This is a genomic window from Chryseobacterium cupriresistens (genome assembly GCF_046614675.1).
GTDB lineage: Bacteria > Bacteroidota > Bacteroidia > Flavobacteriales > Weeksellaceae > Chryseobacterium > Chryseobacterium cupriresistens.
This window is the reverse complement of the sequence record NZ_JBKKJT010000011.1, coordinates 109,505-131,227: the sequence shown is the minus strand read 5'-3', so window position 1 is coordinate 131,227 and position 21,723 is coordinate 109,505. Positions and strand designations below refer to the sequence as shown.

The following is a 21,723-nucleotide window of genomic DNA, read 5'->3' as shown; positions in this document are numbered from 1 at the left end:
ATGCATAACCAATCACAAATTAAAATGAAAACCTATAAAAACAAAAACCAAAGCAATAGTAAAATTACTCTGGTTTAATTATTTATTTTTGTACTATAATCTGTATCAGTTTTTCAGGACTAGTCATATGGAAGAGGGCATAACGGACTCGTTCCATTTGGGCAGGTTTCTGTACAGAGAATATAAGATGGGTTATCCGAACAGTCTCCATAAGTCGAAACCTTAAGTATTTTCTTTCATTAAATATGGATTTCACATTTTATGTTAAATTAAATACAAAATATCCTATTTTTATTTTACATTTGATATAAAATCATCAATCATGAAAGTAATAAAATTCATCTTATGTCTGCTTTTCGGGCTTATGTTTATTAATGCCGGATTAAACAAGTTTTTCAATTATATGCCCATGGAGAAACCCACTCCTGAGCAAATGAAACTTTTCTCTGCTTTCGGAGAAATCAGCTGGCTGATGCCTTTAGTCGGGATTGTAGAAGTGATTGGCGGATTGCTATTTATTTTCCCAAAAACAAGAGCGCTGGGAGCCATTGTTATTTTACCTGTCATGGTAGGAATTGTTACCCATGTTTTTACATTGGACAAATCTCCAATGGGAATGAGCATTGCAGGAGTTATGCTTCTGATCAACCTTTGGATGATTATTGACAACAAGGAAAAATATAAACACTTAGTTTCATAAGATTGCAGGTAATAGGTTGCAGGTTGCAGTACCAGTAAACTTCGGTTGAAGTCTATTGTTTCTTTTCACTGCCTGTAACCTATTATCTGCTACCCGCTACCTATACAAAAGCACTGAAACCTGTAATCGATCGTCCTACGATGAGCGAGTTGATTTCTTTTGTTCCTTCGTAAGAATAAATGGCTTCTGCATCGGCAACAAACCGGGCCACATCGTACTCAAGCAGAATTCCGTTTCCTCCCATTACTTCTCTTGCTCTGGAAACAATGTCTCTTGTTCTGAGAGTACAGAAAACTTTGGCTAAAGAAGCATGTTCATCTTTTAAAATTCCTTCATCCTGCATTTCAGACAGTCTGAAAACCATCGTCTGCATGGCAGTGAGATTAGACAACATTTCCACCAGATGTCCCTGAATCATTTGGAATGAGGCAATAGGTCTTCCAAACTGTTCTCTTTTTCGGGTATAATCCAAAGCACTTTCGTAAGCTCCGCGTGCACAGCCTGTAGCCATCCATGCTACTCCTGCCCTTGTCATTCTCAGTACTTTGCCGGTATCTTTAAAGGAGTTGGCATTCTGCAAACGGTTTTCTTCAGTTACGAGACAGTCTTTTAAGGTAATCAATCCGTTCTGGACAATTCTCAACGCCATTTTCCCCTTGATCTTTTCTACTGAATATCCCGGATTATCTTTTTCAACAATAAAACCTTTCACTTCTCCGCTATCCAGATCTCTTGCCCAGATAATGATCAGGTCAGCGAAAGTAGCATTCCCGATCCATTTTTTCTGCCCATTCAGAATCCAGCCTTCCGGTGTTTTTTTACAGGTTACCGTAAGTCCGCCTGCTGCTCCGGATCCAACTTCAGGCTCAGTAAGCCCGAAAGCCCCTATTTTTTCAAATTTCTGCATCTGAGGAAGCCATTTTTGCTTCTGCTCTTCAGATCCGCAAATATAAATAGAACCCATCGCCAGCCCCGATTGTACGCCGAAAAATGTGGCGATAGAAGCATCCACTCTTGCCATTTCCATGGCAATAACCCCTTCCATCAGAAAAGGCATTCCCGGACAGCCATAACCTTCATAAGTAACACCGCAGATATCCAGTTTCTGGAATTTGGGAATCAGTTCAAAGGGAAATTCATCTCTGAGCCAGTAGTGATTGACCAGAGGTTTAACTTCTTTTTCCATGAATGCTCTTACTTTCAGCTGAATTTCACGCTGTTCGGGAGTAAGAGTGTGGTAGATATCATAAAAATCTCCGTCAATGGGTGGGAGTTCTTTCTTTTTCTTTTCGGGATCGAGCATTTTCATAAGTCCTGAAAGCTGTTTATCATCCAGTTTTGAAAAATTTTGCATCAGTTTTGGCAAGTCCACTTTTTGAGAGATGGTGCTCAACTGATCGAAATCTATGGATCTAAATAATTCTATTGCGTTTCTGATTTTGGAAAAAGTATTTGACATAGTGATAGATTGTAGTTTTGGTTTGTAAAAGATAAGCAAAAACTGCTCCGAAAGCAATGGCTAAAGCTCAAGTTTATTTTACAAAATACTATATTTCAATTCATTAAAACCGAAAATTTTGTTTACAAGCTTTTTACTTTTGATTTTCAAATGTTACAAAAGATCCTGGCTGAACTTTGACTCAAGCAAAACAACAAAAATCAACGCTATGAAAACCACTTACATTACATTATCTCTGTCAGCTATACTTTTATTAGGAATTTATTCATGTAAAAAAGGAGAAGTAGCTTCAACAGACCTTGAAGCATATGCTACAACAGATTCTGCTTCTGCTATTGTTTCCGACAGTATTTCATCTGTTGCAGAAATGAAAGTAAAAGACAAACAGTTCATCAAAACAGCTGATGTGAACATGGAAGTAAAAGATGTGTATAATGCGACTATCGCCATCGAAAAATCGGTTCAGGAGCTTGGAGGATTTGTTACCAATAGTAATCTTCAAAGTAACGTTGTTTCTGAAAACACCTACAACACATCCAGTGAAGAGGCGATGCTGGTTAAAAAATACCAGACAGAAAACAGAATGCAGGTTCGTATTCCTACGGAAAAACTGGGAGAGCTTTTAACGGCAATCAATACCAATAAATTATTTCTTAATTCAAGATCTATCAATGCAGAAGATGTAACAGCCAACATCAAATATTCTGAACTGGAAGGGAAAAGGAATCAAAAAAGCTCAGAAAATATCAGCAAGCTGAAAACAAATAAAGATAAGGTAACGCTGGATGATGAGAATATGTCTGAAGGAAATCTTCAAAAGCTTTCCAGCATGAACATGACGGATGATCTGAAATACAGCACGATTGACATTTATATCAAAGAGCCTCAGTTGCGTATTGCAGAAATTGCTGTTACCAACACCACAAGTATTGATAATAAGTATAAATACAATTTCATCTATGATGCTAAAGATGGCTTTGTATACGGATTCTATCTGATTCAGAGAATTATTGTGGGGCTTATCAATGTATGGCCTCTTGTATTAATTGCTGCTGCAATCCTCTATTTTTTAAGAAAAAGAAAAATTTCAAAACCTGAGTATTCAAAAAATCAGGAATAAAAAAACTATCCTAACCAATTGGTTATCATCATAATTTTAGATTTTACAGCCTCCTGTTTTCAGGAGGTTTTTATTTTTTTTGAAAAAAAACTGTAACGATTGTACTGCCTGCTTTACCTACTATTTAAAAGAACAGAAAATCAAAAAAAATATACTATGAAAAATTTAATCAAACTTGGATTTGCAGCATTATTGTCATTGAATTTCATAACATCCAATGCACAAGATAAAAGCAGCAACAAAGAAAACAGCCTGCTTTGGGAGATTTCCGGAAACGGTCTTTCAAAGCCTTCTTATATTACCGGGACTTTTCATATCTTATGCAGTAAAGATTTTGAGATCAAACCTAAAGTGCTGAAAGCTCTTGAGAGTTCTGAAAACCTTGTTATGGAAATCAATTATACAGATCCCGCTGAAATGATGTCATTACAGAAAATGTTTAAAGCAGATAAAAAAATATCGGATCAGCTTTCACCTGAAGAAGCTAAAGAGCTGAATACTGTTCTTGCCAATTATGGAACTGATCTGAAAAGTATTGATTCTTCAAGCCCGCAGGCACTTTATGCATTGCTTTCCACCAAGGCCATTCCATGTCCTCAGACTGAAGTAAAACTTTACGAGATGGAACTTCTTCAGAAAGCAATGAAAGATAAAAAAAGCATTAAAGGGCTGGAAAAAGTGGAAGATCAGATGAAATCAATCAATGAAGCTTACGACCTGAAGAGCATTATTGCTCAACTGAAAATGGACAAGGAATATAAAATATTATTCAGACAGATGATTGAGGCTTTTAAAAATGAAAATGTACAATCTTTATACAGTCTTTTTAAGGATGAAAGATTTATGAATACTCAGCAGGAAAAGGCCATGCTGACCAACAGAAATCAGAACTGGGTAAAAGTAATGCCGGACATGATGAAAAAAGAAAGTTCTTTCTTTGCTGTCGGTGGATCTCATCTTATGGGTGAAAACGGAATTATTCCTCTTCTACAGGCAAAAGGCTACACGGTAAAACCTGTATCAAGTTTATAATTATAACCAAACCATGAAACCATTGTGAGCAATCCAACTGAAACTGCTTTTTTAAAGCTCGTCAACCAGCACAAAGGTATCTTATACAAAGCCTCACGGATCTATGCAGATTCTGTAGAGGACCGGGAAGACCTTCAGCAGGAAATTCTTATCCAGCTTTGGAAGTCCTATCAGAACTTCAAAGGGAACAGTGAGTTTTCTACCTGGATGTACCGGGTTGCCATCAATACTGCAATTACCTATTTAAAAAAAGAAAAACAGAGATTCAATAACCATACGGATGCTCCACATCATTTTGAAGTTCAGCAGGAAGATTATAATCCCACCAAAGACAGGCAGCTGGAAATTTTCTACAGTGCCGTTCAGGAACTGAATCCTTTGGAAAAAGCCGTCATATTTTATTTTATGGAAGGGATGTCTCACAAAGAAATAGGGAATAATTTAGGACTTAGTGAAGGCAACGCGCGAGTAAAACTCAATAGAACAAAAGAAAAAATACAGCAAATCATAAAAAAATCAGGTTATGAATTTTGATCAATTAAAAGAACAGTGGAATAAAGAAGACAGCGATGTCCATATTCCTGATACCATAAAGCAATTAAAGGAAAGCAAACACCCTATAGAAAAAATCCAGAAAAACATGAAGAAAGAATTTCCTATGCAGATTCTGGCCATCATTCTGATCGCTTTTTTCCCTTTACAGTTTAAATTCCCTCATTCACAGTACATTATCTATTATGTATCCTATACGATGATGGTGGTTATCTCTTCCTACTATCTGCTAGGATTTTATAAATTCTACAAACAGACGGAACTTTATACCGGAAACACCAAAAACAGTCTTTGGAAAATATATCATGAACTTCGTCTGAATATGGAAAGATATCAGTCTTTCGGATTTTTATTGCTTCCACATTTACTTATTACTATTGGACTGGTTATCTACAATACGATGAAAGAGCAGGGAAAGTCTTTACCAGAACTTTCTGCTTCACATCAACAGGGATTAATCATTGCAGTACTGATAGGAACGTTAGGGTTTATAACCAGCATTGTTCTATGGACAAAATACATCTATGGAGGAAGCGCAAAACAATTGGAAAACATTCTGAACGAAATGGATGAATAGTATTGAAAACTCCTACCACAAAACACATTTTACAAAACCTCAGACCTCTTCTGGGGTTTTGTTTTTTAAAAAAATGTTATTTATCTTCTTCAAATTTATCTGAGGTTTTATTTTTCCGTAAATTTGCAGATCAGAAATAAATCATTATGGATGATTAACCATTTTCATCCGATACATGATCTTCTGAATGATAAAAATTCTGTAATATGCTATCAAAAATAAATCCAACACAAACCAACAGCTGGAAAGCACTTGACGAACACTTCGGTGGAAATGACTTTGATCTTAGAACTCTCTTCCAATATAACCCGAACCGTTTTAACGAGTTTTCCCTGCAAAAGGACAACTATCTTTTTGATTATTCTAAAAACCTGATTGATTCCAGAACAAAAGATCTTCTGTTACAATTGGCAGAAGAAAGCCAGTTAAAAGATGCTATTTCCAGAATGTTCTCCGGAGATAAAATCAATGAAACTGAAGGAAGAGCTGTTCTTCACACCGCATTAAGAGATTTTTCAGACCGTGAAATTCTGGTGGATGGAGAAAATATCAAGCCACAGATTAAAAGAGTTCTTGAGCATATGAAATCTTTTTCTGAGAAAATTATTTCAGGAGAACATAAAGGTTTTAGTGGAAAAGAGATCACAGATGTAGTCAACATCGGGATTGGAGGATCGGATTTGGGTCCTGTAATGGTTTGTTCGGCTTTAAAGCATTTTAAAACAAGATTAAACGCTCACTTTGTTTCCAACGTGGACGGAAATCATATTGCAGAAGTAGTAAAAGATTTAAATCCTGAAACTACTTTATTCATCATTGCTTCCAAGACTTTTACAACTCAGGAAACAATGACGAATGCCAATTCAGCTAAAGATTGGTTCCTGAAAGCAGGAAAACAGGAAGATGTCGCGAAGCATTTTGTGGCTTTATCTACTAATATTGAGGAAGTTAAAAAGTTCGGAATCGCAGAGGAAAATATTTTTGAGTTCTGGGACTGGGTAGGCGGAAGATATTCTCTTTGGAGCGCAATCGGATTAAGTATTGTACTTTCTGTAGGATATGAAAACTTCGAGCAGCTTTTAAGAGGTGCTTTTGATACGGACCAGCACTTCCAGACTGCCGAATTCTCTGAAAATGTTCCTGTTTTAATGGGACTTCTGGGAATCTGGTACCGTAATTTCTATGCAGCAACTACTTATGCCATCTTACCTTATTCTCAATATCTGGACAGATTCGCTGCGTATCTTCAGCAGGGAGATATGGAAAGTAACGGAAAGTGTGTAGACAGAAACGGTGAATTCGTAGAATATGAAACGGGGCCTATTATTTGGGGAGAACCGGGAACAAACGGCCAACACGCATTTTATCAGTTAATCCACCAGGGAACAGAATTGATTCCTGCAGATTTTATTGCCTATGCAAAAAGCCCGAACCATGTTTCTGATCACCAAGATAAATTATTAGCGAACTTTTTTGCTCAGACTGAGGCACTTGCCTTCGGAAAACTGGAAGAAGAAGTGGAAGAAGAGCTTAGAAATTCCGGAAAATCTGATGAAGAAATAGACAGGCTGATCAATTTCAAAGTCTTCCATGGAAACACCCCAACTAACTCCATATTATTCAAAGAATTAACTCCTTTCTCATTAGGTCAATTGATCGCCCTTTACGAACACAAAATTTTCGTTCAGGGTGTCATCTGGAATATTTTCAGCTTTGACCAGTTTGGGGTAGAATTAGGAAAAGTATTAGCCAATAAAATCCTTCCTGAGCTTGAAAACAATGAAGCAATAAGCTCTCATGATAGCTCTACCAATGGATTGATCAATTACTATAAAGAAAATAAATAGTAAGCAAAAAGAAAGTAAAAGTAAATCTATAAAGTAAAAAAGTAAAAATGGCAGAAATTCTTGACGGACTTAAAGTATCCAAGGAAATTAAAGCGGAGATCAAGGTTGAAGTAGAAAAGATTCTCGCAAGCAAAAGAAGAGCTCCGCATTTGGTGGCTATTCTTGTAGGAAATAATGGAGCTAGCAAGGCCTATGTAAACTCTAAAGTAAAAGACTGTGAGGAAGTAGGATTTCAATCCAGCTTAATTAAATTTCCAAGCACTGTTTCTGAATCTGAACTATTGGAAAAAATTGACGAGCTTAATAAGTCTAAAGCAGTAGACGGATTTATCGTTCAGCTGCCTTTACCGGATCAGATTGATCAGGAAAAAATCATCAATGCTATTGACCCTAGAAAAGACGTGGATGGCTTCCACCCGGAAAACTTTGGAAAAATGGCTCTTGAAATGGATACTTTCTTACCGGCAACTCCTTTCGGGATTTTAACATTATTGGAAAGATATAATATTGAAACGAAAGGAAAAGACTGTGTCATTATCGGAAGAAGTAAAATTGTAGGAAGACCAATGAGTATTTTGATGGGAAGAAAAGATTTCCCTGGAAACTCTACTGTTACCCTTACACACTCATATACGAAAGACATCGAAGAATATACAAGAAAAGCAGACATCGTCATTACCGCTTTGGGAGATCCGCATTTCTTAAAAGGAGATATGATTAAAGAAGGAGCTGTAATCGTGGACGTGGGTATTACAAGAGTAGACAATGATTCTCCAAAAGGATATTACCTTGCAGGTGATGTAGATTTTGACAGCTGTGCTGCCAAAGCAAGCTGGATCACTCCGGTACCTGGAGGAGTAGGCCCAATGACAAGAGCGATGTTGATGAAAAACACCATCATTGCTTACAAAACTTCGGTCTATAACGACTAATTTAAAATGAATAAAGAAGAAGATATTTTATTAAAAGAAGGTAAAATGCTCCCTGTGATGGAGCATTTTTACACTTTACAGGGAGAAGGAGCACATACCGGAAAAGCCGCCTATTTTATCAGGCTGGGAGGTTGTGATGTAGGATGTCACTGGTGTGATGTAAAAGAAAGCTGGGATCCGGAACTCCACCCTTTGATGAATGCAGAAGAAATTGCAGAAACAGCTGCCAGACATTGTAAAACAATAGTGCTGACCGGCGGTGAACCTTTAATGTGGAATTTAGATATCCTGACCTCCAAACTAAAAGAACTAGGATGTACAGTACATATTGAAACTTCAGGAGCGTATCCTATGAGCGGGCAACTGGACTGGATTACTCTCTCCCCTAAGAAAACAGGACTTCCTAAAGAAGAGATCTATCAAAAGGCCAATGAGCTTAAAGTCATTATTTTCAATCAGCATGATTTTACTTTTGCTCAGGAACAAGCTGCAAAAGTTTCCGAAAACTGTAAACTTTATCTTCAGAGTGAATGGAGCAAAAGAAACGACATGTATCCTAAGATCACAGATTTCATTCTGGAAAACCCTGAGTGGCAGGCTTCTGTTCAGACTCACAAATATCTGAATATCCCGTAAAAAAGTGTAAATTAGCCGTGCTTATCCGCTATAATACCGATAGATGCAGAGAATTCGATACTCTAGATACCTGAAATCAATCATTATGTTGCTTGACCTCATGGTTATTGCATCTGTCTTCATATTCTTTTTTATAAGCAGAAACGAAAGTTTAAAATACAATAAAGAAACCTGGTACCAGAATAGTTTTTCTCTCATTCTGTTGTTTTTGTTCTGGGTGCTCCTGAGCGGTAGGACAAAAATATACAATATCCCGAGAAACCTCACTTATACCCTGTTTCTTGAACGGCTTTTAATTCATTTCCTGTTTTTTATACTGGGAGTGCTGCTTATAGGAAAGGTAAGTAAGAATGTATTTTTCAATTCGGATATTTACTGGCTTTCCCTTTACCTTTTTATTGCCATCTTTCTTGCAAAATCATTAGTATATTTTGCAATCAAATATTTACGGTCTCTTGGTGCCAATTACAGGAATGTCATGTTTTTAGGAGACAACCATTCCACAGAAATTTTGAAGAATATCTTTACAGACCGTAAAGATTATGGATACAGAATATTTGAATACGAACATACCGGGGTGAAGATCAGTGAACTGGTAGATTTCTGGAAAAAGAACGGAATCCACACCTTATTTTTATCGATGGAAAACTCCTATGACGAAGCAATGGAAAATGAAATTTTCAGACTGGCCGAAGATCATAAGATTCACATTTCACTGATTCCAAGTATCACCCAAAGCGATTTTTTCCTTTATGACCTTGGATATATACAGACCCAGCCGGTACTTAATCAAGCCAGATATCCATTAGATTATTATTCTAATTTCCTGATGAAAAGGACATTTGATATTTTCTTTTCTGTTATTATATTGGTCTTCATCTGCTCATGGGTATTTCCAATCATTGCGATTTTAATTAAAACAACTTCCAAAGGACCTGTTTTTTTCTTTCAGAAAAGATACGGCTTTCATGAAGAGGTTTTCAATTGTATTAAATTCAGAACAATGGTTGTGAATGATGAATCTACCACCAAAACCACCTCAGTAAATGATTCCAGGATTACCAAAATAGGTAAATTTTTAAGAAAAACAAGCCTTGATGAACTTCCTCAATTCATCAATGTGCTGAGAGGAGAAATGTCTGTGGTAGGCCCGCGTCCTCACATGCTGGCTGTCGACAATTATTACAAACCTAAAATCGGGAGATACAGCCTGAGAAGTATGGTAAGTCCTGGTATTACCGGATTAGCACAGGTGAACGGACTGCGGGGTGACTTCGGAGATGTGGAAGTAGAGATGAAAAAAAGAGTTCTAGCCGATGCTTTCTATGTAAGAAACTGGAGCTTTGCCCTGGATCTGGTCGTTATTTTAAAAACCGTTCTATTGGTTGTGGGAGGAGATAAAAATGCAAAGTAAAGAACGGGATAAGATTATATTGAAATAATTTTAACACAAAACCAAGCTTTGGTCTTATTCTTGACTGTAGCCCAATTAAATAAAAAAGTCTAATTTAGCAGTATGTTAAAAAAGTTTTTCACAGCAATAGGGGAATATATTATCCTCTTGGGAAAATCCCTGCAGAAACCTCAGAAAATGAGGGTTTTCTGGAAGCTGTTCATGAGAGAAATTAATGATTTGGGAGTAAATTCTTTCGGGCTTGTAGTCTTCACTTCTATTTTCGTGGGGGCTGTAGTTGCTATTCAGATGTTCAACAACTTTGATGCTTCTTCTTTTCCTATTCCTACTTCATTTGTAGGATACGCTACAAAGGCTGTATTGGTTCTGGAATTTTCGCCAACCATTATCAGTCTGATTCTTGCGGGTAAAGTAGGGTCTTATATTGCATCCAGTATTGGAACAATGAGGGTTTCCGAACAGATTGATGCTCTGGATATCATGGGAGTAAACTCTCCGAATTTTCTGATTTTCCCTAAAATTGTTGCCTGTGTTCTCTTTAACCCTCTTCTTATTGCTATCAGTATAGTATTTGGTATCGGCGGAGGATATATTGCCGGAATTCTGACCGGAAACTGGACCGAGAACGATTATATAGTGGGAATCCAAATGTATATGCCCAATCTGTTTATCTATTATGCATTTATCAAAACAACTGTTTTTGCCTTCATCATTGCCACAGTACCTTCTTATTTCGGATATAACGTAAAAGGAGGATCATTGGAAGTAGGTAGAGCCAGTACACAGGCGGTAGTATGGACAATGGTATTCATTATCATTTCCGAATTAATTTTAACCCAATTAATATTAAGCTGATGATTGAGGTAAAAGATCTTAAGAAAAGTTTTGGAGATGTTGAAGTATTGAAGGGAATTTCAACTTCATTTGATAAAGGAAAGGTAAACCTGATTATTGGACAGAGTGGTTCAGGAAAAACTGTGTTTTTAAAAAGTTTACTGAATGTATATATGCCTTCATCAGGAGAAATTCTGTTTGATGGAAAAGATATCAATACGATGACCAGAGATGAAAAACAGCATCTCCGTTCAGAAATCGGGACCGTCTTTCAGGGAAGCGCATTATTTGACTCTTTAACTGTTGAAGAAAACATTATGTTTCCTCTTGACATGTTTACCAATCTTACCTACAGAGAAAAAAAGAAAAGGGTTTTTGAAGTAATAGGAAGAGTACACCTTGATAAAGCTGAAAAGAAATATCCTTCTGAAATTTCAGGAGGAATGCAGAAAAGAGTTGCTATTGCGAGAGCAATTGTAAACAATCCAAAATATCTGTTCTGTGATGAGCCCAATTCCGGACTTGATCCCTATACTTCAAAAGTAATAGATGATCTTCTTTACGAGATCACAAAAGAATACAATACCACAACCATCGTCAATACCCACGATATGAACTCTGTAATGACGATTGGCGAGAAAATTGTATACCTAAGACTGGGAATCAAAGAATGGGAAGGCAACAAAGACATTCTGATTACTGCAGGCAATAAAAATCTGATTGACTTCGTTTATTCTTCAGAACTGTTTAAAGAGCTGAGAGAATATTTACTTGAGAATAATAAAACGATTGAAACGACAAATACAAAAATAGACGATAATGAAAAAGGTACTTAGTATAGCGTTATTAGGGTTTTCAATGTGGGCTTCTGCACAGATTTCACTGGCAGGTAAAGCCAACTTAATTTTTCCGACAGGCTCTCCTTCATGGTCCAATATCAAAGGAACAGTGAATGATGCAATTGAAGGAACAGGTAAAAATAATGTAGGTTTCAACGTTGGGCTTTCATTAAAAGTAGGTCTTCCTACTTCATTGTTTGTGATGCCTGAAATCTATTACACTCACTTCAAAAATGAGTTTACAACAGAGAACACTACTTTTGATGTAAAAAGCAACCGTATCGATGTTCCGGTTCTTTTAGGATATAACCTTTTAGGGAATATGCTGGGCGTTTTTGTAGGACCTGTAGGAAGTTTTAACTTAAATAAAGACAATACTTACAACGATTTCAAAGAAAATGCTAAAAATGATTTTACTGTAGGATACCAGTTTGGTGCACAGCTTGAAATCAAAAAACTTATTGTAAATGCAAGATATGAAGGTGCTTTCAGTAAAGACGAAAGAAATTTCATCAACAGAGTTTCCGGTACGGAAATCAGATATGATAACAGGCCTAATCTGTTTATGGTAGGTTTAGGATATAAATTCTAATTTAATATCGAAAATAACAACTTTAAACCCTCAAATTTAAATTTGAGGGTTTTTATTTTGTGCTTCAAGTTCAGCCTGGCGTTTTGCAATTTCTGCCGCCTGTTTTTCAAGCTCTTCTTTGTCTTTCTGCAGCTGTTTGAATTCTTTTCTTTTCTGTTCCGCTTTGATAGCGCTTCCTTTACTTACATATCCTACCATTCCTCCAATGATAAGTCCTATACCTATTCCTGCCATTATTCCCATAATGTGGGAAATTTTTATTTGTTCTACGGCAAAATCGGTTGTCAGATAGAAAAGTAATGCAGAAACTGCTAAAAGTATAAGTCCGGTAATTGATAAACTCTTCATAATATTGTGTTTAGGTGTTTATAAAAAAAGCCTTACCAAATTTACTAAAAATTTAATAAGGCTTTACTCAAGATTAAAATTCTCATTATAATTTTCCTCCCGCAGCCTTATAATATTCTAAAGCTTTCGGAAGATCTTTATTGATATCTGAAATTCTTGTTTCCGGGCTTGGGTGGGTAGATAAGAATTCAGGCTGCCTTGCTCCCGAAGAAGCTGCTTCCATTCTGTTCCAGAAAGGAATGGCTGCTCTTGGGTCATATCCGGCCATAGACATCAGATAAAGTCCCATTTCATCTGCCTCAGATTCCTGCCCTCTTCCGTATTTCAGTAAAGCCACTTGCGATCCGATAGGATATACCTTCTGGAAAACACTGGCCCATTGCGCATTGGAGATGGTTCCTCCCAGGATTGCACCTCCGTACTGGGCTACCATTGCCTGAGAAATCCTTTCGTTTCCGTGGCCTGCCAATGCGTGGGAAACTTCATGTCCCATTACAACGGCAAGTCCGTTATCGTCTTTTGTTACCGGCAATATTCCGGTATAAACTGCTACTTTACCGCCAGGCATACACCATGCGTTCAGCTCGTTGCTCTGCAATAGATTAAACTCCCAGCTATAGTTGGCAAGATCCGCTGATCTTCCAATACTCTGATAATATCTTTCTGCTGCATTTTTGATTCTGTTTCCTACATTTACCACTCTCTTTGCATCTGCCGTACCGGTAATCACTTTACCTTTAGACAATGTCGTTCTATATTCCTGTGAAGACATTGTTAAAATTTCCGAATTGTTGGCCAGTTGTAAAGAAGATCTTCCTGTAATCGGATTTGTAGTACAGGCAACAGCCGACAGAGCAATAGCTCCCATTCCTAATAGATGTGTAACTTTCATAGTTTGAGTGTTAATAATTCAACCTTAACAATTTTTATTCCAAAATATTTCTTAAAGAAAATATTTGCATACATTTTGCTGTTTAAAATTAATAATTATCTCATTATGAAAAAGTATATTTCTTTACTGATGATTTTTGGATTCCTGTTCTTATTTCAGAGCTGTGCATCACAAGGTTCATTAGATTCGAAAACAGTGGATACTTTAGTAAATTCCCAGGAGTTTACCTTCTATGCACAACGAGCCAATCCTACCAATTATGATGTTATCAATGTCATGAACTCTATGCCCAATGCTACTGCAACGAGAATGCTTAATCTGAATGGAGATTATACCATTGATGTAAGTAAAAATACACTGGATGTGGTACTGCCTTATTTTGGAAGGCTTTTCAATCCAACTTACGGAAGTACAAGTGATAACAGCTACAGATTTACCTCAAAAGATTTTACGGTAACTAAAACTCAGAATAAAAAGGGAACCTGGACTTTAAAATTCAAGCCTAAAGATGCAAGAAATGTAGATGAAGTGAATATAGAAATTTTTAAAAACGGAAAAGCTTTCGTATCGATGAGAAGCAGCGACAGGCAGCCCATTACTTATGACGGATATATTTCAAAAACTGAAGTAAAACAGGAAAAAGAGAAGCTTTAATCCCTTTTTTGATCAGATAAAAATTTTTCAACAAATAATTTTGCTTCAGTACTTGGATTGGAAACCATGGCTGAAGCATTTTTTTTATGCATATGATAAGCTTCCTCTACCGAATTGCTTTTTTTCATAAGGGATAAAATATATTCCTGGACCCAATATTCAAATCGCTTTTCAGCCTGCTGAACACGGATTTCTTCAAAACGGCCGCTTTTCTTTTTCAGATCAATAAATTCAAATATTTTATCGTAGACATCCTGCAGCCCTTCGTTATGAAGAGCAGAGCCTAATAGCACAGGGATCTTCCAGCCTTTTTCTTTAGGAGGAATAAAGTCCAGAGCTCTTTTCAGTTCAAGCCTTGTATTTTTTGCTTTCTGAAGGTTATCCTGATCCACTTTATTGATAAAAATAACATCCACCATTTCCATGATTCCTCTTTTTATGCCCTGAAGTTCATCTCCGCCTCCAATGATTTTAAGGAATAAGAAAACATCGGTAATATCAGCAACCAGTACTTCTGACTGTCCTACTCCAACGGTTTCTATTAAAATATAATCGTATCCTGCAGCCTCGCAGATCATCATGGTTTCAAAGGTAGTATTGGCTACTCCTCCCAAAAACCCGGAACTTGGGGAAGGGCGTATGAATGCATTTTCTTCTTTGGCCAGTTCTTCCATTCTGGTTTTATCCCCTAAAATACTTCCTTTGTTGATTGCCGAGCTGGGATCTATGGCCAAAACTGCCACTTTTTTACCTTGGGCAATAGCCAGGCGTCCAAAGTTTTCTATAAAAGTAGATTTGCCGGCTCCTGGAACTCCCGTTACTCCTACTCTCACAGAGTTTCCGGTATGAGGCATAATTTTCTTCAAAAGTTCTTCTGCCTGTACCCTGTGCTCTGCTTTTTTACTTTCAACCAATGTAATAGCTTTTGCAATCAGGCGCTTGTTTCCTGATTGTATTCCCTCTATTAATTCTTCTGTAGAAAATTTCATTGATTCAAAATTAATAATTAAAATGGGAATGGTCAATAGCCTATTCATAATGATGAGTTAAAAGACATCAATTATCTTCATTTGTAATTCCCTATCTCGTATGAATTCAATTTTTATTTCTTCTAAATTAAAACTAGAACACCCTGTATCAAAGGCTTAAGGAATTTATTACATTTGTTATATCTCAAAAAAAGAAACATGAAAAAACTCATCGCTGCGGCTTCGTTTACCGGTATTCTACTGGTTTCCTGTACGCCGAAAGCTGCTACCTCTACTGCTGCTGCAGGAACTTCAACGTCTACTGCAGAACAGATTGCTCAAGGGAAAACTATTTTTGAAAATTCCTGTGGAAGATGTCATAAATTGCCGGATCCTGCTTCACATACACCTGTACAATGGGTAGGAATCATGAATTCTATGGCTCCAAAGGCAAAACTGACGGATGAGCAGCACCAATGGGTTTATGATTATATTGTTTCTGTAAAGAAGTAATTCATCAAACAAAAATAGATATGAAAAAATTCATTTTAACAGGTATCGCGGCATCAGCATTTCTGGTATCGTGCGGACCAAAAAGTGTGGCTGTAACCGGGCCAAAGTATACCTCATCTGAGCAGCTGGCGCAGGGAAAGACCATTTTTGAAAATTCCTGTGCAAAATGCCATAAATTGCCGGAACCAACAAAACATGACGACAAAGGGTGGATCAACACTTTAAGCAGAATGGCTCCAAAGGCTAAGCTTACTGATGACCAGCATCAAATGGTGTATGATTATCTGATTTCTGTGAATAAAAAATAAGCTTTCCTTAGAAAGCTTATTTTTTATTCACCCAATTGGTACCTGCTGCTATCTTACGATAAGTTTTTCAACCTGAGACTGATTCCCCTGGCTGATATGAACCATATAAACTCCTTTTTGTAGCCCTTTTACAGAGACAGCTTTCTTCGACCCTGATTCTCTGGAGTCCGTCAATACTAATTTACCAGACATATCAAACATCGTAATTTTAACTTCTTTAAGGGATTGCTCTATATTTCCTACGAAAAATTCATCATAAGCAGGATTTGGGAATACAATAAACCTGGATCCTGTTTTTTTAATTTCCTGAGTCCCCAAAGCTGTGCTGCATTCAGCGGGTATCGTAAAGTCTTCTACCTGATCATTAGCAACCGTTTTGGAGCCTGCGGATGCATTCACCCCAAGTCCTCTTCTTGCAAATACATTCCAGATCAGGCATTTATCATTCCCTCCATTTCCTATTACATCAGCCTGCAGAATAGCATCCCTTCCATCAATAAAAGTGGGGCTGCACGGCTGCAGTTTAAGCCCATCAATGACAATCTGAAGAACCTTTGCATTTCCGGAAGTATTGCTGGCCAGTAGATCATTATTGTATCCATATTTTTCGATATACTTCCAGGCCAGGTCCCAAAGCATTGTTGCCCATATAAACCCTATCTGATGGACTTCTGTATTTGTATTTGTTTTTCCGTAAGTATAATTATTAATACTAAAATCAGGAGAATATTTCGCTAATCTGTTGCCATTTCCTGTTATAGGCTCGTTTTTCGTGTAAGTTGAATGTCCTCTGGGAACAGCTGAAGTGTCTCCGGGTCTGGCAGTCACCATAAGCCCAAAGAAATCAGACCAGCCTTCACCCATCTGCTCTGTGCTGTTGGTAGATGAGAGACAACTGTATCCCTGCGCGGTCATTCGGTTGGATATTCCATGTCCATACTCATGGGCCATAGTGCCATTATCAAAACATGCATTCTTGAAACCACTATAATCAAAATTAAGAGTTACATTAATTGTATTTCCGTTGTTCAACTGCCCGGTCAAGTATAAACCTTCTGTTTTTCCTATACTGATAGTAGGAATGGTGACCTGTCCTCCATAAGTACCTGCCGCCAATGAATTTGGTATATCGGAAGAAGGTTTATACATAATGACACCCAGAGCTCCTGCGTTCTGTGCGTTGAGGGCTTTAAGACTATATTCACAATTAGCAGCTGTGATAACTGCAATTTTATTGGTCAGGCTTCCGGCGGCCGGTGCAGTACAGGCATCAGCAGGTACCGGAATAGCAAGATCTCCTGTTACGGGAGCTTGATACAAAGGGCCAAACGATGCTCCGGCTGTCATTACTTTAGGTCTGCTCGCAACAGAAGCAGGAGAATTGTACTGATACCTTACTACGGGGTCATCTGCTGTTTGCAGCCTGTCATATAGATACATCTGCATTCTACCTGCCTTCACCTGTGGCTGTCCGTTGACAATTTTTTCATAGCCAGGGCTAAAATTGGCATTGTTAAGACCGCTTCCGTCAAAAGCTTCTGCATTAACAGCATCTCCTCCCATACCGCCATTTCCAAAATTATTGGTCTGGAAGTTTCTGGCAGATTCTGTAAATCCGAATTTATAAAACAGATCATGCATTTTATTATTCATATAAAATAAATTGGTGATAGCAGCATCTTTATAGGTGAAGGGATTATCATATCTTCCGTCAGCAAAAGGAAAATCAAAAATACGTGAGCTTCCGCCGTCCGGAGAGTATCCCGCTGTATTGGTATCATTCTGATCAGAATATGCGTAAACATTATTTCCCCGTGTTATGGTATAGCTGTTGGTTCCGTCAGAATGCCAGCCTTCGGGAGATGCTGTAAGATCCCATGGGTTACTGATTATAGAGCGGGCTCCAAATGTAGGAGCCTCTACCGGTAACGGAAACACGTTATAAGATGCATTATCCGGAACCTGCTTTCCGGGTATTTTTATATATTCCTTTCTTTCAGCGGGTGCCATATATGCCAGGTGAGACATTGCCGGTTCTTCAGAACTATTATCTTCATACTCAGCACCCTCAAAACGACAACTCACTGTCATATTATCTTTAGTGAGTATTTCACCTGTATTTGCGTCAGCTATTACATGCCATACATCGGAAGAATTCTTGTCAGAAACAAATAATTCTTTTGCAAGTTTGTATACCTTATTATTCTCGAAGTAGACATCATCAGAGTAATTTATTTCAGAAATATCTTTCAGCCCCAGCTTACTTTTGATAAGATCATCTGAAAATTTTGCAGTGATATTTTTATAGCTATCAACAACAATATTCCTCTTAAATTCATTTTTCTCAGAAATAATTTTATTTTCCCTGATAACTACTTTTCCCATAGCGTTATAGACTCTAAGCCCATTATAGGTTTGCTGCACATCTACAATTCTGGCTCCAAGACTTTTGGAAAGATCTTCGTTCAGAATAATAATTCCTGATGCATCACTTTTACTCTTTTGTGCTATCTGCCCGTTATTGTGATAATACTCCTGAATAAGTTCCGAAGAATTTTGGCCACAAACATTTTCGGAAGCAAAAAATGCTGCCACCGAAAACGGTACTAGAAAAAAATTTTTATTCATATTTGTTTTTTTAGGTAGATAAATATATAAAACACTACCTGCTAACAACTTATAAAAAAAATAAAATCAAGAAAAACATCGATATCTCGATATTTTTGATTTTTTTTAATCATATTATTTATTTTTTTAAAGTTTTTGTTTTATAATTTTAACTTTTGAAGGCGCTCATTTTTGAATTAATGCATGCATAATCAGCTATTTTTATCAAAGAGAGGAGATTTATTTAGTCTCCTCCTTCTTTTTGATCCTTGTAGCGGGGCATTTTACCTTCAATCATCTTTTCTCTATCTTCAAGTATTTCAAGTGCTGCTCTGCTGTAAGCAAATTTTTTAGCTTCTTTCAGGACACCTAAAGCCTGTTTGTACTCAAAGTTTCTTTCATGAAGAAAAGACTGGCAGTTCAGAATTTCCGATTTGTCAATACCTTTTAATTTAAGAGCAAAGTCAATCAGTTTTTCTGCTTCTTCATAATCTTCATTATTCAAAAGACATTCAATATAATATTTGGGAGTATTGATATTCCCGATATTACTTTGCATGGCTTCATTAAAGTACTTCTTTGCTGTTTCATAATCCTTTAATTCTTCAGAATATACTCTTCCCATCAGACAAAGGCTGTCTGCATCTTCAGGTTCATAAGATAACGCGTAGTTCAGTACATCCATGCATTCAGAAAGATTGAATGGAAAGTAGTCTAACGCTTCAAAATAATATTTGCTTTTAGTTAAGGTCATTGTTGTAGTTTTTAAGTTCATTTTTCAAGGTATTCCTTTGTTTTTTGAATGTCCTGTCTTCATAATTCTTTTTAAAATCTGTTCCTGAAAATGTACGAACCGGATTTCCACGTTCTACCTGCATTTGAAGAACCCAGGTTTCTTTCAGCTTTCTTTCCAACTGTTGAATATAAACCGCCATTACCTTTTCTTTTAATCTGATAACCGATAACTTTTTATTTTCAAGTTGTGAGCGGGAATCCTGCACAAAAGCAGTTTCTTTAGTGGGAATATGGGTGGCACGCACAGCAGTATTCACTTTATTTACATTTTGCCCTCCGCTTCCCTGGCTCCTCGCGGTCTGAAATCTTATATCTTTTTCATTGAAATTAATCATTTTAACATTTTCCAATTCAAAAATTCCGATAAACCAGTTGCTTCTTTTATGCAGTTTCCTGAAAGTACTTTTTCCAATCCAGCAAATGCTTCCCAGCCAGCTTTTCAGAAACAGGTTTACGTCTTTTCCTTTTAAAAGTACAGTTACTGATTTTAAGGTCAGATTTTCATCACCGCTTTCACGATGAATGATCTCATACTCTATTGTATTTTGTTTTGCCTCTTCAAGAAAGGTCTTCAGGACCTTGGCTACCACCCACTGGCATTCCAAAGGACCTCTTCCTGAAGTGATCTGTATTAATTTTTCCATTTTTTTGTTACATTTTACTAAACCTTACCGGTTTTTGAAACCTGTAAGGTTGTAAAGTATTAGATTAATTACCTGTCCATTCTCACAATTCGTGGCTGGAATGTTCCCAGGATGTCTACCAGCTCACTCTGTGCATTCATCACTTCATTGATGTCCTTGTAGGCCATTGGTGCTTCCTCTGCATTTCCGCCCATCAGTGTGACATTTTTCATCTTCAGTTCTTTTTTGATATCATGCTGCGTGAAAAGGCTTCTGCATTCCCCTCTTGAGTGCGCTCTTCCGGCTCCATGAGAGGCAGAGTTCAGCGATTCCGGGTTTCCTTTTCCACGAACGATAAATCCTTTCGCCGTCATGGATCCGGGAATCATTCCCAATTCATTCTCATTGGCAGGAGTGGCTCCTTTCCGGTGAACAATCACTTCTTTTCCGTTATGGATTTCTTTCCACGCGAAGTTGTGATGGTTTTCAATTCTGGCTTTTACTCTTCCACCAACCGCTTTCACCAGCCTTCTGTGAATATCATCATGGCAGGCTGAAGCATAATCTCCGGCAAGGTTCATTGCCGTCCAGTATTCCAATCCCAGGTGTGTACTGAGGTCCAGCCAGGCGAAGTTTTGCGCTTCTTTTGGTAATGGACATTGTTCTGTTGCCATCCTTGAGTAATACTGGGCTATCTCAGCTCCAAGACCTCTTGAGCCGCTGTGAGAAAGTATTCCCAGATATTTTCCTTTAGGCAGGCCAATCTGTTCATCTTCTTCGGTAATTTCCACTTCCCCGAATTCTACAAAATGATTTCCCCCGCCTGAGGATCCCATCTGTTTGATGGCTTTTCCCTTTAATCTTCTTAAGATCGGGATCATATCGAATGTATCTCTTTCAAAAATCTCATGGTCTATATGAGATTTATGGGTCTCATACATTCCGAATTTTGTATGTTCAGCAAGCGCTTTTTCATATTTATCTCTTGCCCCTTCAAGATATGAAACGGGCGTATCCAGAATACTGAGGCTCATTCTGCAGCCAATATCCATTCCTACTCCGTAAGGGATTACTGCATTTTCCACCGCCAGAACTCCACCGATAGGAAGGCCGTAACCGCTGTGGGCATCAGGCATTAATGCTCCCTGAGTTGAAATTGGCAGCTTCAAGGCAGTGTATAGCTGATTTTTTGCCTCCTCTGAAATGTTAGTACCAAAAATCTGAAATGAAGCCCGCTGTGAATTCAGCATCCGCTTTTCAGTTTTTTTGGATGAAAGCAGGGTTTCTGCAATCTGTCCGAAGGTGAGATCTTTTTCAAATTCTTCCGGGTTCAGCAGGATTTCCTTTAAAAGAGATTTTACGTGGTGAATATTCTTCGTTGCAAAATTTCTTTTCATGACTTCCAATGCTACGTTTATGCTTTGATTATTTGGATAGCCCAGTTTTAATATATCTTTTCCTTTTAGTTTTAAATTTCCCAT

23 protein-coding genes are annotated in these 21,723 nt (G+C 37.5%); 15 read left to right on the top strand and 8 right to left on the bottom strand.

Annotated features, from left to right (window positions below; translation table 11 throughout):
* Positions 1-322: 322 nt before the first annotated feature.
* Positions 323-700, top strand: a complete 378-nt coding sequence (locus tag ACLI50_RS21035) for a DoxX family protein (protein ID WP_227942661.1) — start codon at positions 323-325, stop codon at positions 698-700.
* A 100-nt stretch (positions 701-800) separates the two neighbouring features.
* Here the strand turns inward: ACLI50_RS21035 and ACLI50_RS21030 are convergent, their stop codons facing one another.
* Entirely contained in the window at positions 801-2,159 is a 1,359-nt protein-coding gene (locus ACLI50_RS21030) for an acyl-CoA dehydrogenase family protein (RefSeq protein ID WP_411414581.1), read from the bottom strand.
* A 208-nt stretch (positions 2,160-2,367) separates the two neighbouring features.
* On the opposite strand from ACLI50_RS21030, the gene ACLI50_RS21025 reads away from it, so the two are divergent.
* The 11 genes from ACLI50_RS21025 to ACLI50_RS20975 all read left to right on the top strand — a co-directional run bounded on the left by ACLI50_RS21025 (position 2,368) and on the right by ACLI50_RS20975 (position 12,534).
* Positions 2,368-3,279: a DUF4349 domain-containing protein gene (locus tag ACLI50_RS21025; RefSeq protein WP_411414580.1), complete on the top strand. Its 912-nt coding sequence runs from the start codon at positions 2,368-2,370 to the stop codon at positions 3,277-3,279.
* A gap of 156 nt (positions 3,280-3,435) precedes the next feature.
* Positions 3,436-4,311, top strand: a complete 876-nt coding sequence (locus tag ACLI50_RS21020) for a TraB/GumN family protein (RefSeq protein ID WP_343639326.1) — start codon at positions 3,436-3,438, stop codon at positions 4,309-4,311.
* A gap of 24 nt (positions 4,312-4,335) precedes the next feature.
* Positions 4,336-4,845 (top strand): RNA polymerase sigma factor, encoded by a 510-nt coding sequence (locus ACLI50_RS21015; protein ID WP_343639324.1) that lies wholly within the window; start codon positions 4,336-4,338, stop codon positions 4,843-4,845.
* On the top strand, positions 4,835-5,440 hold the full coding sequence (locus ACLI50_RS21010) for a hypothetical protein (protein ID WP_062676034.1): 606 nt from the start codon (positions 4,835-4,837) through the stop codon (positions 5,438-5,440). The genes ACLI50_RS21015 and ACLI50_RS21010 overlap by 11 nt, the downstream gene beginning before the upstream one ends.
* Positions 5,441-5,646: 206 nt before the next feature.
* On the top strand, positions 5,647-7,287 hold the full coding sequence (gene pgi, locus ACLI50_RS21005; protein WP_202840027.1) for a glucose-6-phosphate isomerase: 1,641 nt from the start codon (positions 5,647-5,649) through the stop codon (positions 7,285-7,287).
* A 47-nt stretch (positions 7,288-7,334) separates the two neighbouring features.
* On the top strand, positions 7,335-8,219 hold the full coding sequence (locus ACLI50_RS21000) for a bifunctional 5,10-methylenetetrahydrofolate dehydrogenase/5,10-methenyltetrahydrofolate cyclohydrolase (protein ID WP_034692667.1): 885 nt from the start codon (positions 7,335-7,337) through the stop codon (positions 8,217-8,219).
* Between the two features lie 6 nt (positions 8,220-8,225).
* Positions 8,226-8,855, top strand: coding sequence for a 7-carboxy-7-deazaguanine synthase QueE (locus ACLI50_RS20995; RefSeq protein WP_110009928.1), 630 nt, complete (start codon positions 8,226-8,228; stop codon positions 8,853-8,855).
* 43 nt (positions 8,856-8,898) lie between these two features.
* Entirely contained in the window at positions 8,899-10,269 is a 1,371-nt protein-coding gene (locus ACLI50_RS20990) for an exopolysaccharide biosynthesis polyprenyl glycosylphosphotransferase (protein WP_411414579.1), read from the top strand.
* Between the two features lie 102 nt (positions 10,270-10,371).
* On the top strand, positions 10,372-11,124 hold the full coding sequence (locus ACLI50_RS20985) for an MlaE family ABC transporter permease (RefSeq protein WP_110009930.1): 753 nt from the start codon (positions 10,372-10,374) through the stop codon (positions 11,122-11,124).
* On the top strand, positions 11,124-11,939 hold the full coding sequence (locus ACLI50_RS20980; RefSeq protein ID WP_002983922.1) for an ABC transporter ATP-binding protein: 816 nt from the start codon (positions 11,124-11,126) through the stop codon (positions 11,937-11,939). The genes ACLI50_RS20985 and ACLI50_RS20980 overlap by 1 nt, the downstream gene beginning before the upstream one ends.
* Positions 11,923-12,534 (top strand): outer membrane beta-barrel protein, encoded by a 612-nt coding sequence (locus ACLI50_RS20975; protein ID WP_202840036.1) that lies wholly within the window; start codon positions 11,923-11,925, stop codon positions 12,532-12,534. Before ACLI50_RS20980 ends, ACLI50_RS20975 begins: the two co-directional genes overlap by 17 nt.
* A 36-nt stretch (positions 12,535-12,570) precedes the next feature.
* Here the strand turns inward: ACLI50_RS20975 and ACLI50_RS20970 are convergent, their stop codons facing one another.
* The gene (locus ACLI50_RS20970) at positions 12,571-12,882 is read right to left on the bottom strand and encodes a hypothetical protein (RefSeq protein WP_110009932.1); all 312 of its coding nucleotides are present in this window, start codon (positions 12,880-12,882) and stop codon (positions 12,571-12,573) included.
* An 85-nt stretch (positions 12,883-12,967) separates the two neighbouring features.
* Positions 12,968-13,774: a M48 family metallopeptidase gene (locus ACLI50_RS20965; protein ID WP_110009933.1), complete on the bottom strand. Its 807-nt coding sequence runs from the start codon at positions 13,772-13,774 to the stop codon at positions 12,968-12,970.
* Positions 13,775-13,879: 105 nt separating this feature from the next.
* On the opposite strand from ACLI50_RS20965, the gene ACLI50_RS20960 reads away from it, so the two are divergent.
* A complete protein-coding gene (locus tag ACLI50_RS20960; protein WP_110009934.1) occupies positions 13,880-14,428 on the top strand; it encodes a DUF4251 domain-containing protein in 549 nt (182 codons plus the stop codon).
* On the opposite strand, the gene meaB is transcribed toward ACLI50_RS20960, so the two are convergent.
* Complete coding sequence (meaB, locus tag ACLI50_RS20955) at positions 14,425-15,417, bottom strand: methylmalonyl Co-A mutase-associated GTPase MeaB (protein ID WP_411414578.1); 993 nt, start codon at positions 15,415-15,417, stop codon at positions 14,425-14,427. The genes ACLI50_RS20960 and meaB overlap by 4 nt on opposite strands.
* Before the next feature lie 198 nt (positions 15,418-15,615).
* Here meaB and ACLI50_RS20950 point away from each other — a divergent pair, with 198 nt between their 5' ends.
* Positions 15,616-15,909, top strand: coding sequence for a c-type cytochrome (locus ACLI50_RS20950; RefSeq protein ID WP_137904801.1), 294 nt, complete (start codon positions 15,616-15,618; stop codon positions 15,907-15,909).
* 20 nt (positions 15,910-15,929) lie between these two features.
* On the top strand, positions 15,930-16,217 hold the full coding sequence (locus ACLI50_RS20945; protein ID WP_227942672.1) for a c-type cytochrome: 288 nt from the start codon (positions 15,930-15,932) through the stop codon (positions 16,215-16,217).
* A 48-nt stretch (positions 16,218-16,265) separates the two neighbouring features.
* Here ACLI50_RS20945 and ACLI50_RS20940 read toward each other — a convergent pair whose 3' ends face one another.
* The 4 genes from ACLI50_RS20940 to ACLI50_RS20925 form a co-directional block, all read right to left on the bottom strand.
* Positions 16,266-18,845 carry a T9SS-dependent M36 family metallopeptidase gene (locus tag ACLI50_RS20940; protein ID WP_202840044.1) on the bottom strand — a complete coding sequence of 860 codons (2,580 nt, stop codon included), beginning with the start codon at positions 18,843-18,845 and terminating at the stop codon, positions 16,266-16,268.
* 223 nt (positions 18,846-19,068) lie between these two features.
* A complete protein-coding gene (locus ACLI50_RS20935; protein ID WP_411414577.1) occupies positions 19,069-19,578 on the bottom strand; it encodes a tetratricopeptide repeat protein in 510 nt (169 codons plus the stop codon).
* Positions 19,565-20,263 carry a peptide chain release factor H gene (gene prfH / locus ACLI50_RS20930; protein WP_411414576.1) on the bottom strand — a complete coding sequence of 233 codons (699 nt, stop codon included), beginning with the start codon at positions 20,261-20,263 and terminating at the stop codon, positions 19,565-19,567. Before prfH ends, ACLI50_RS20935 begins: the two co-directional genes overlap by 14 nt.
* 68 nt (positions 20,264-20,331) lie before the next feature.
* On the bottom strand, positions 20,332-21,723 hold the full coding sequence (locus tag ACLI50_RS20925; RefSeq protein ID WP_411414575.1) for an RtcB family protein: 1,392 nt from the start codon (positions 21,721-21,723) through the stop codon (positions 20,332-20,334).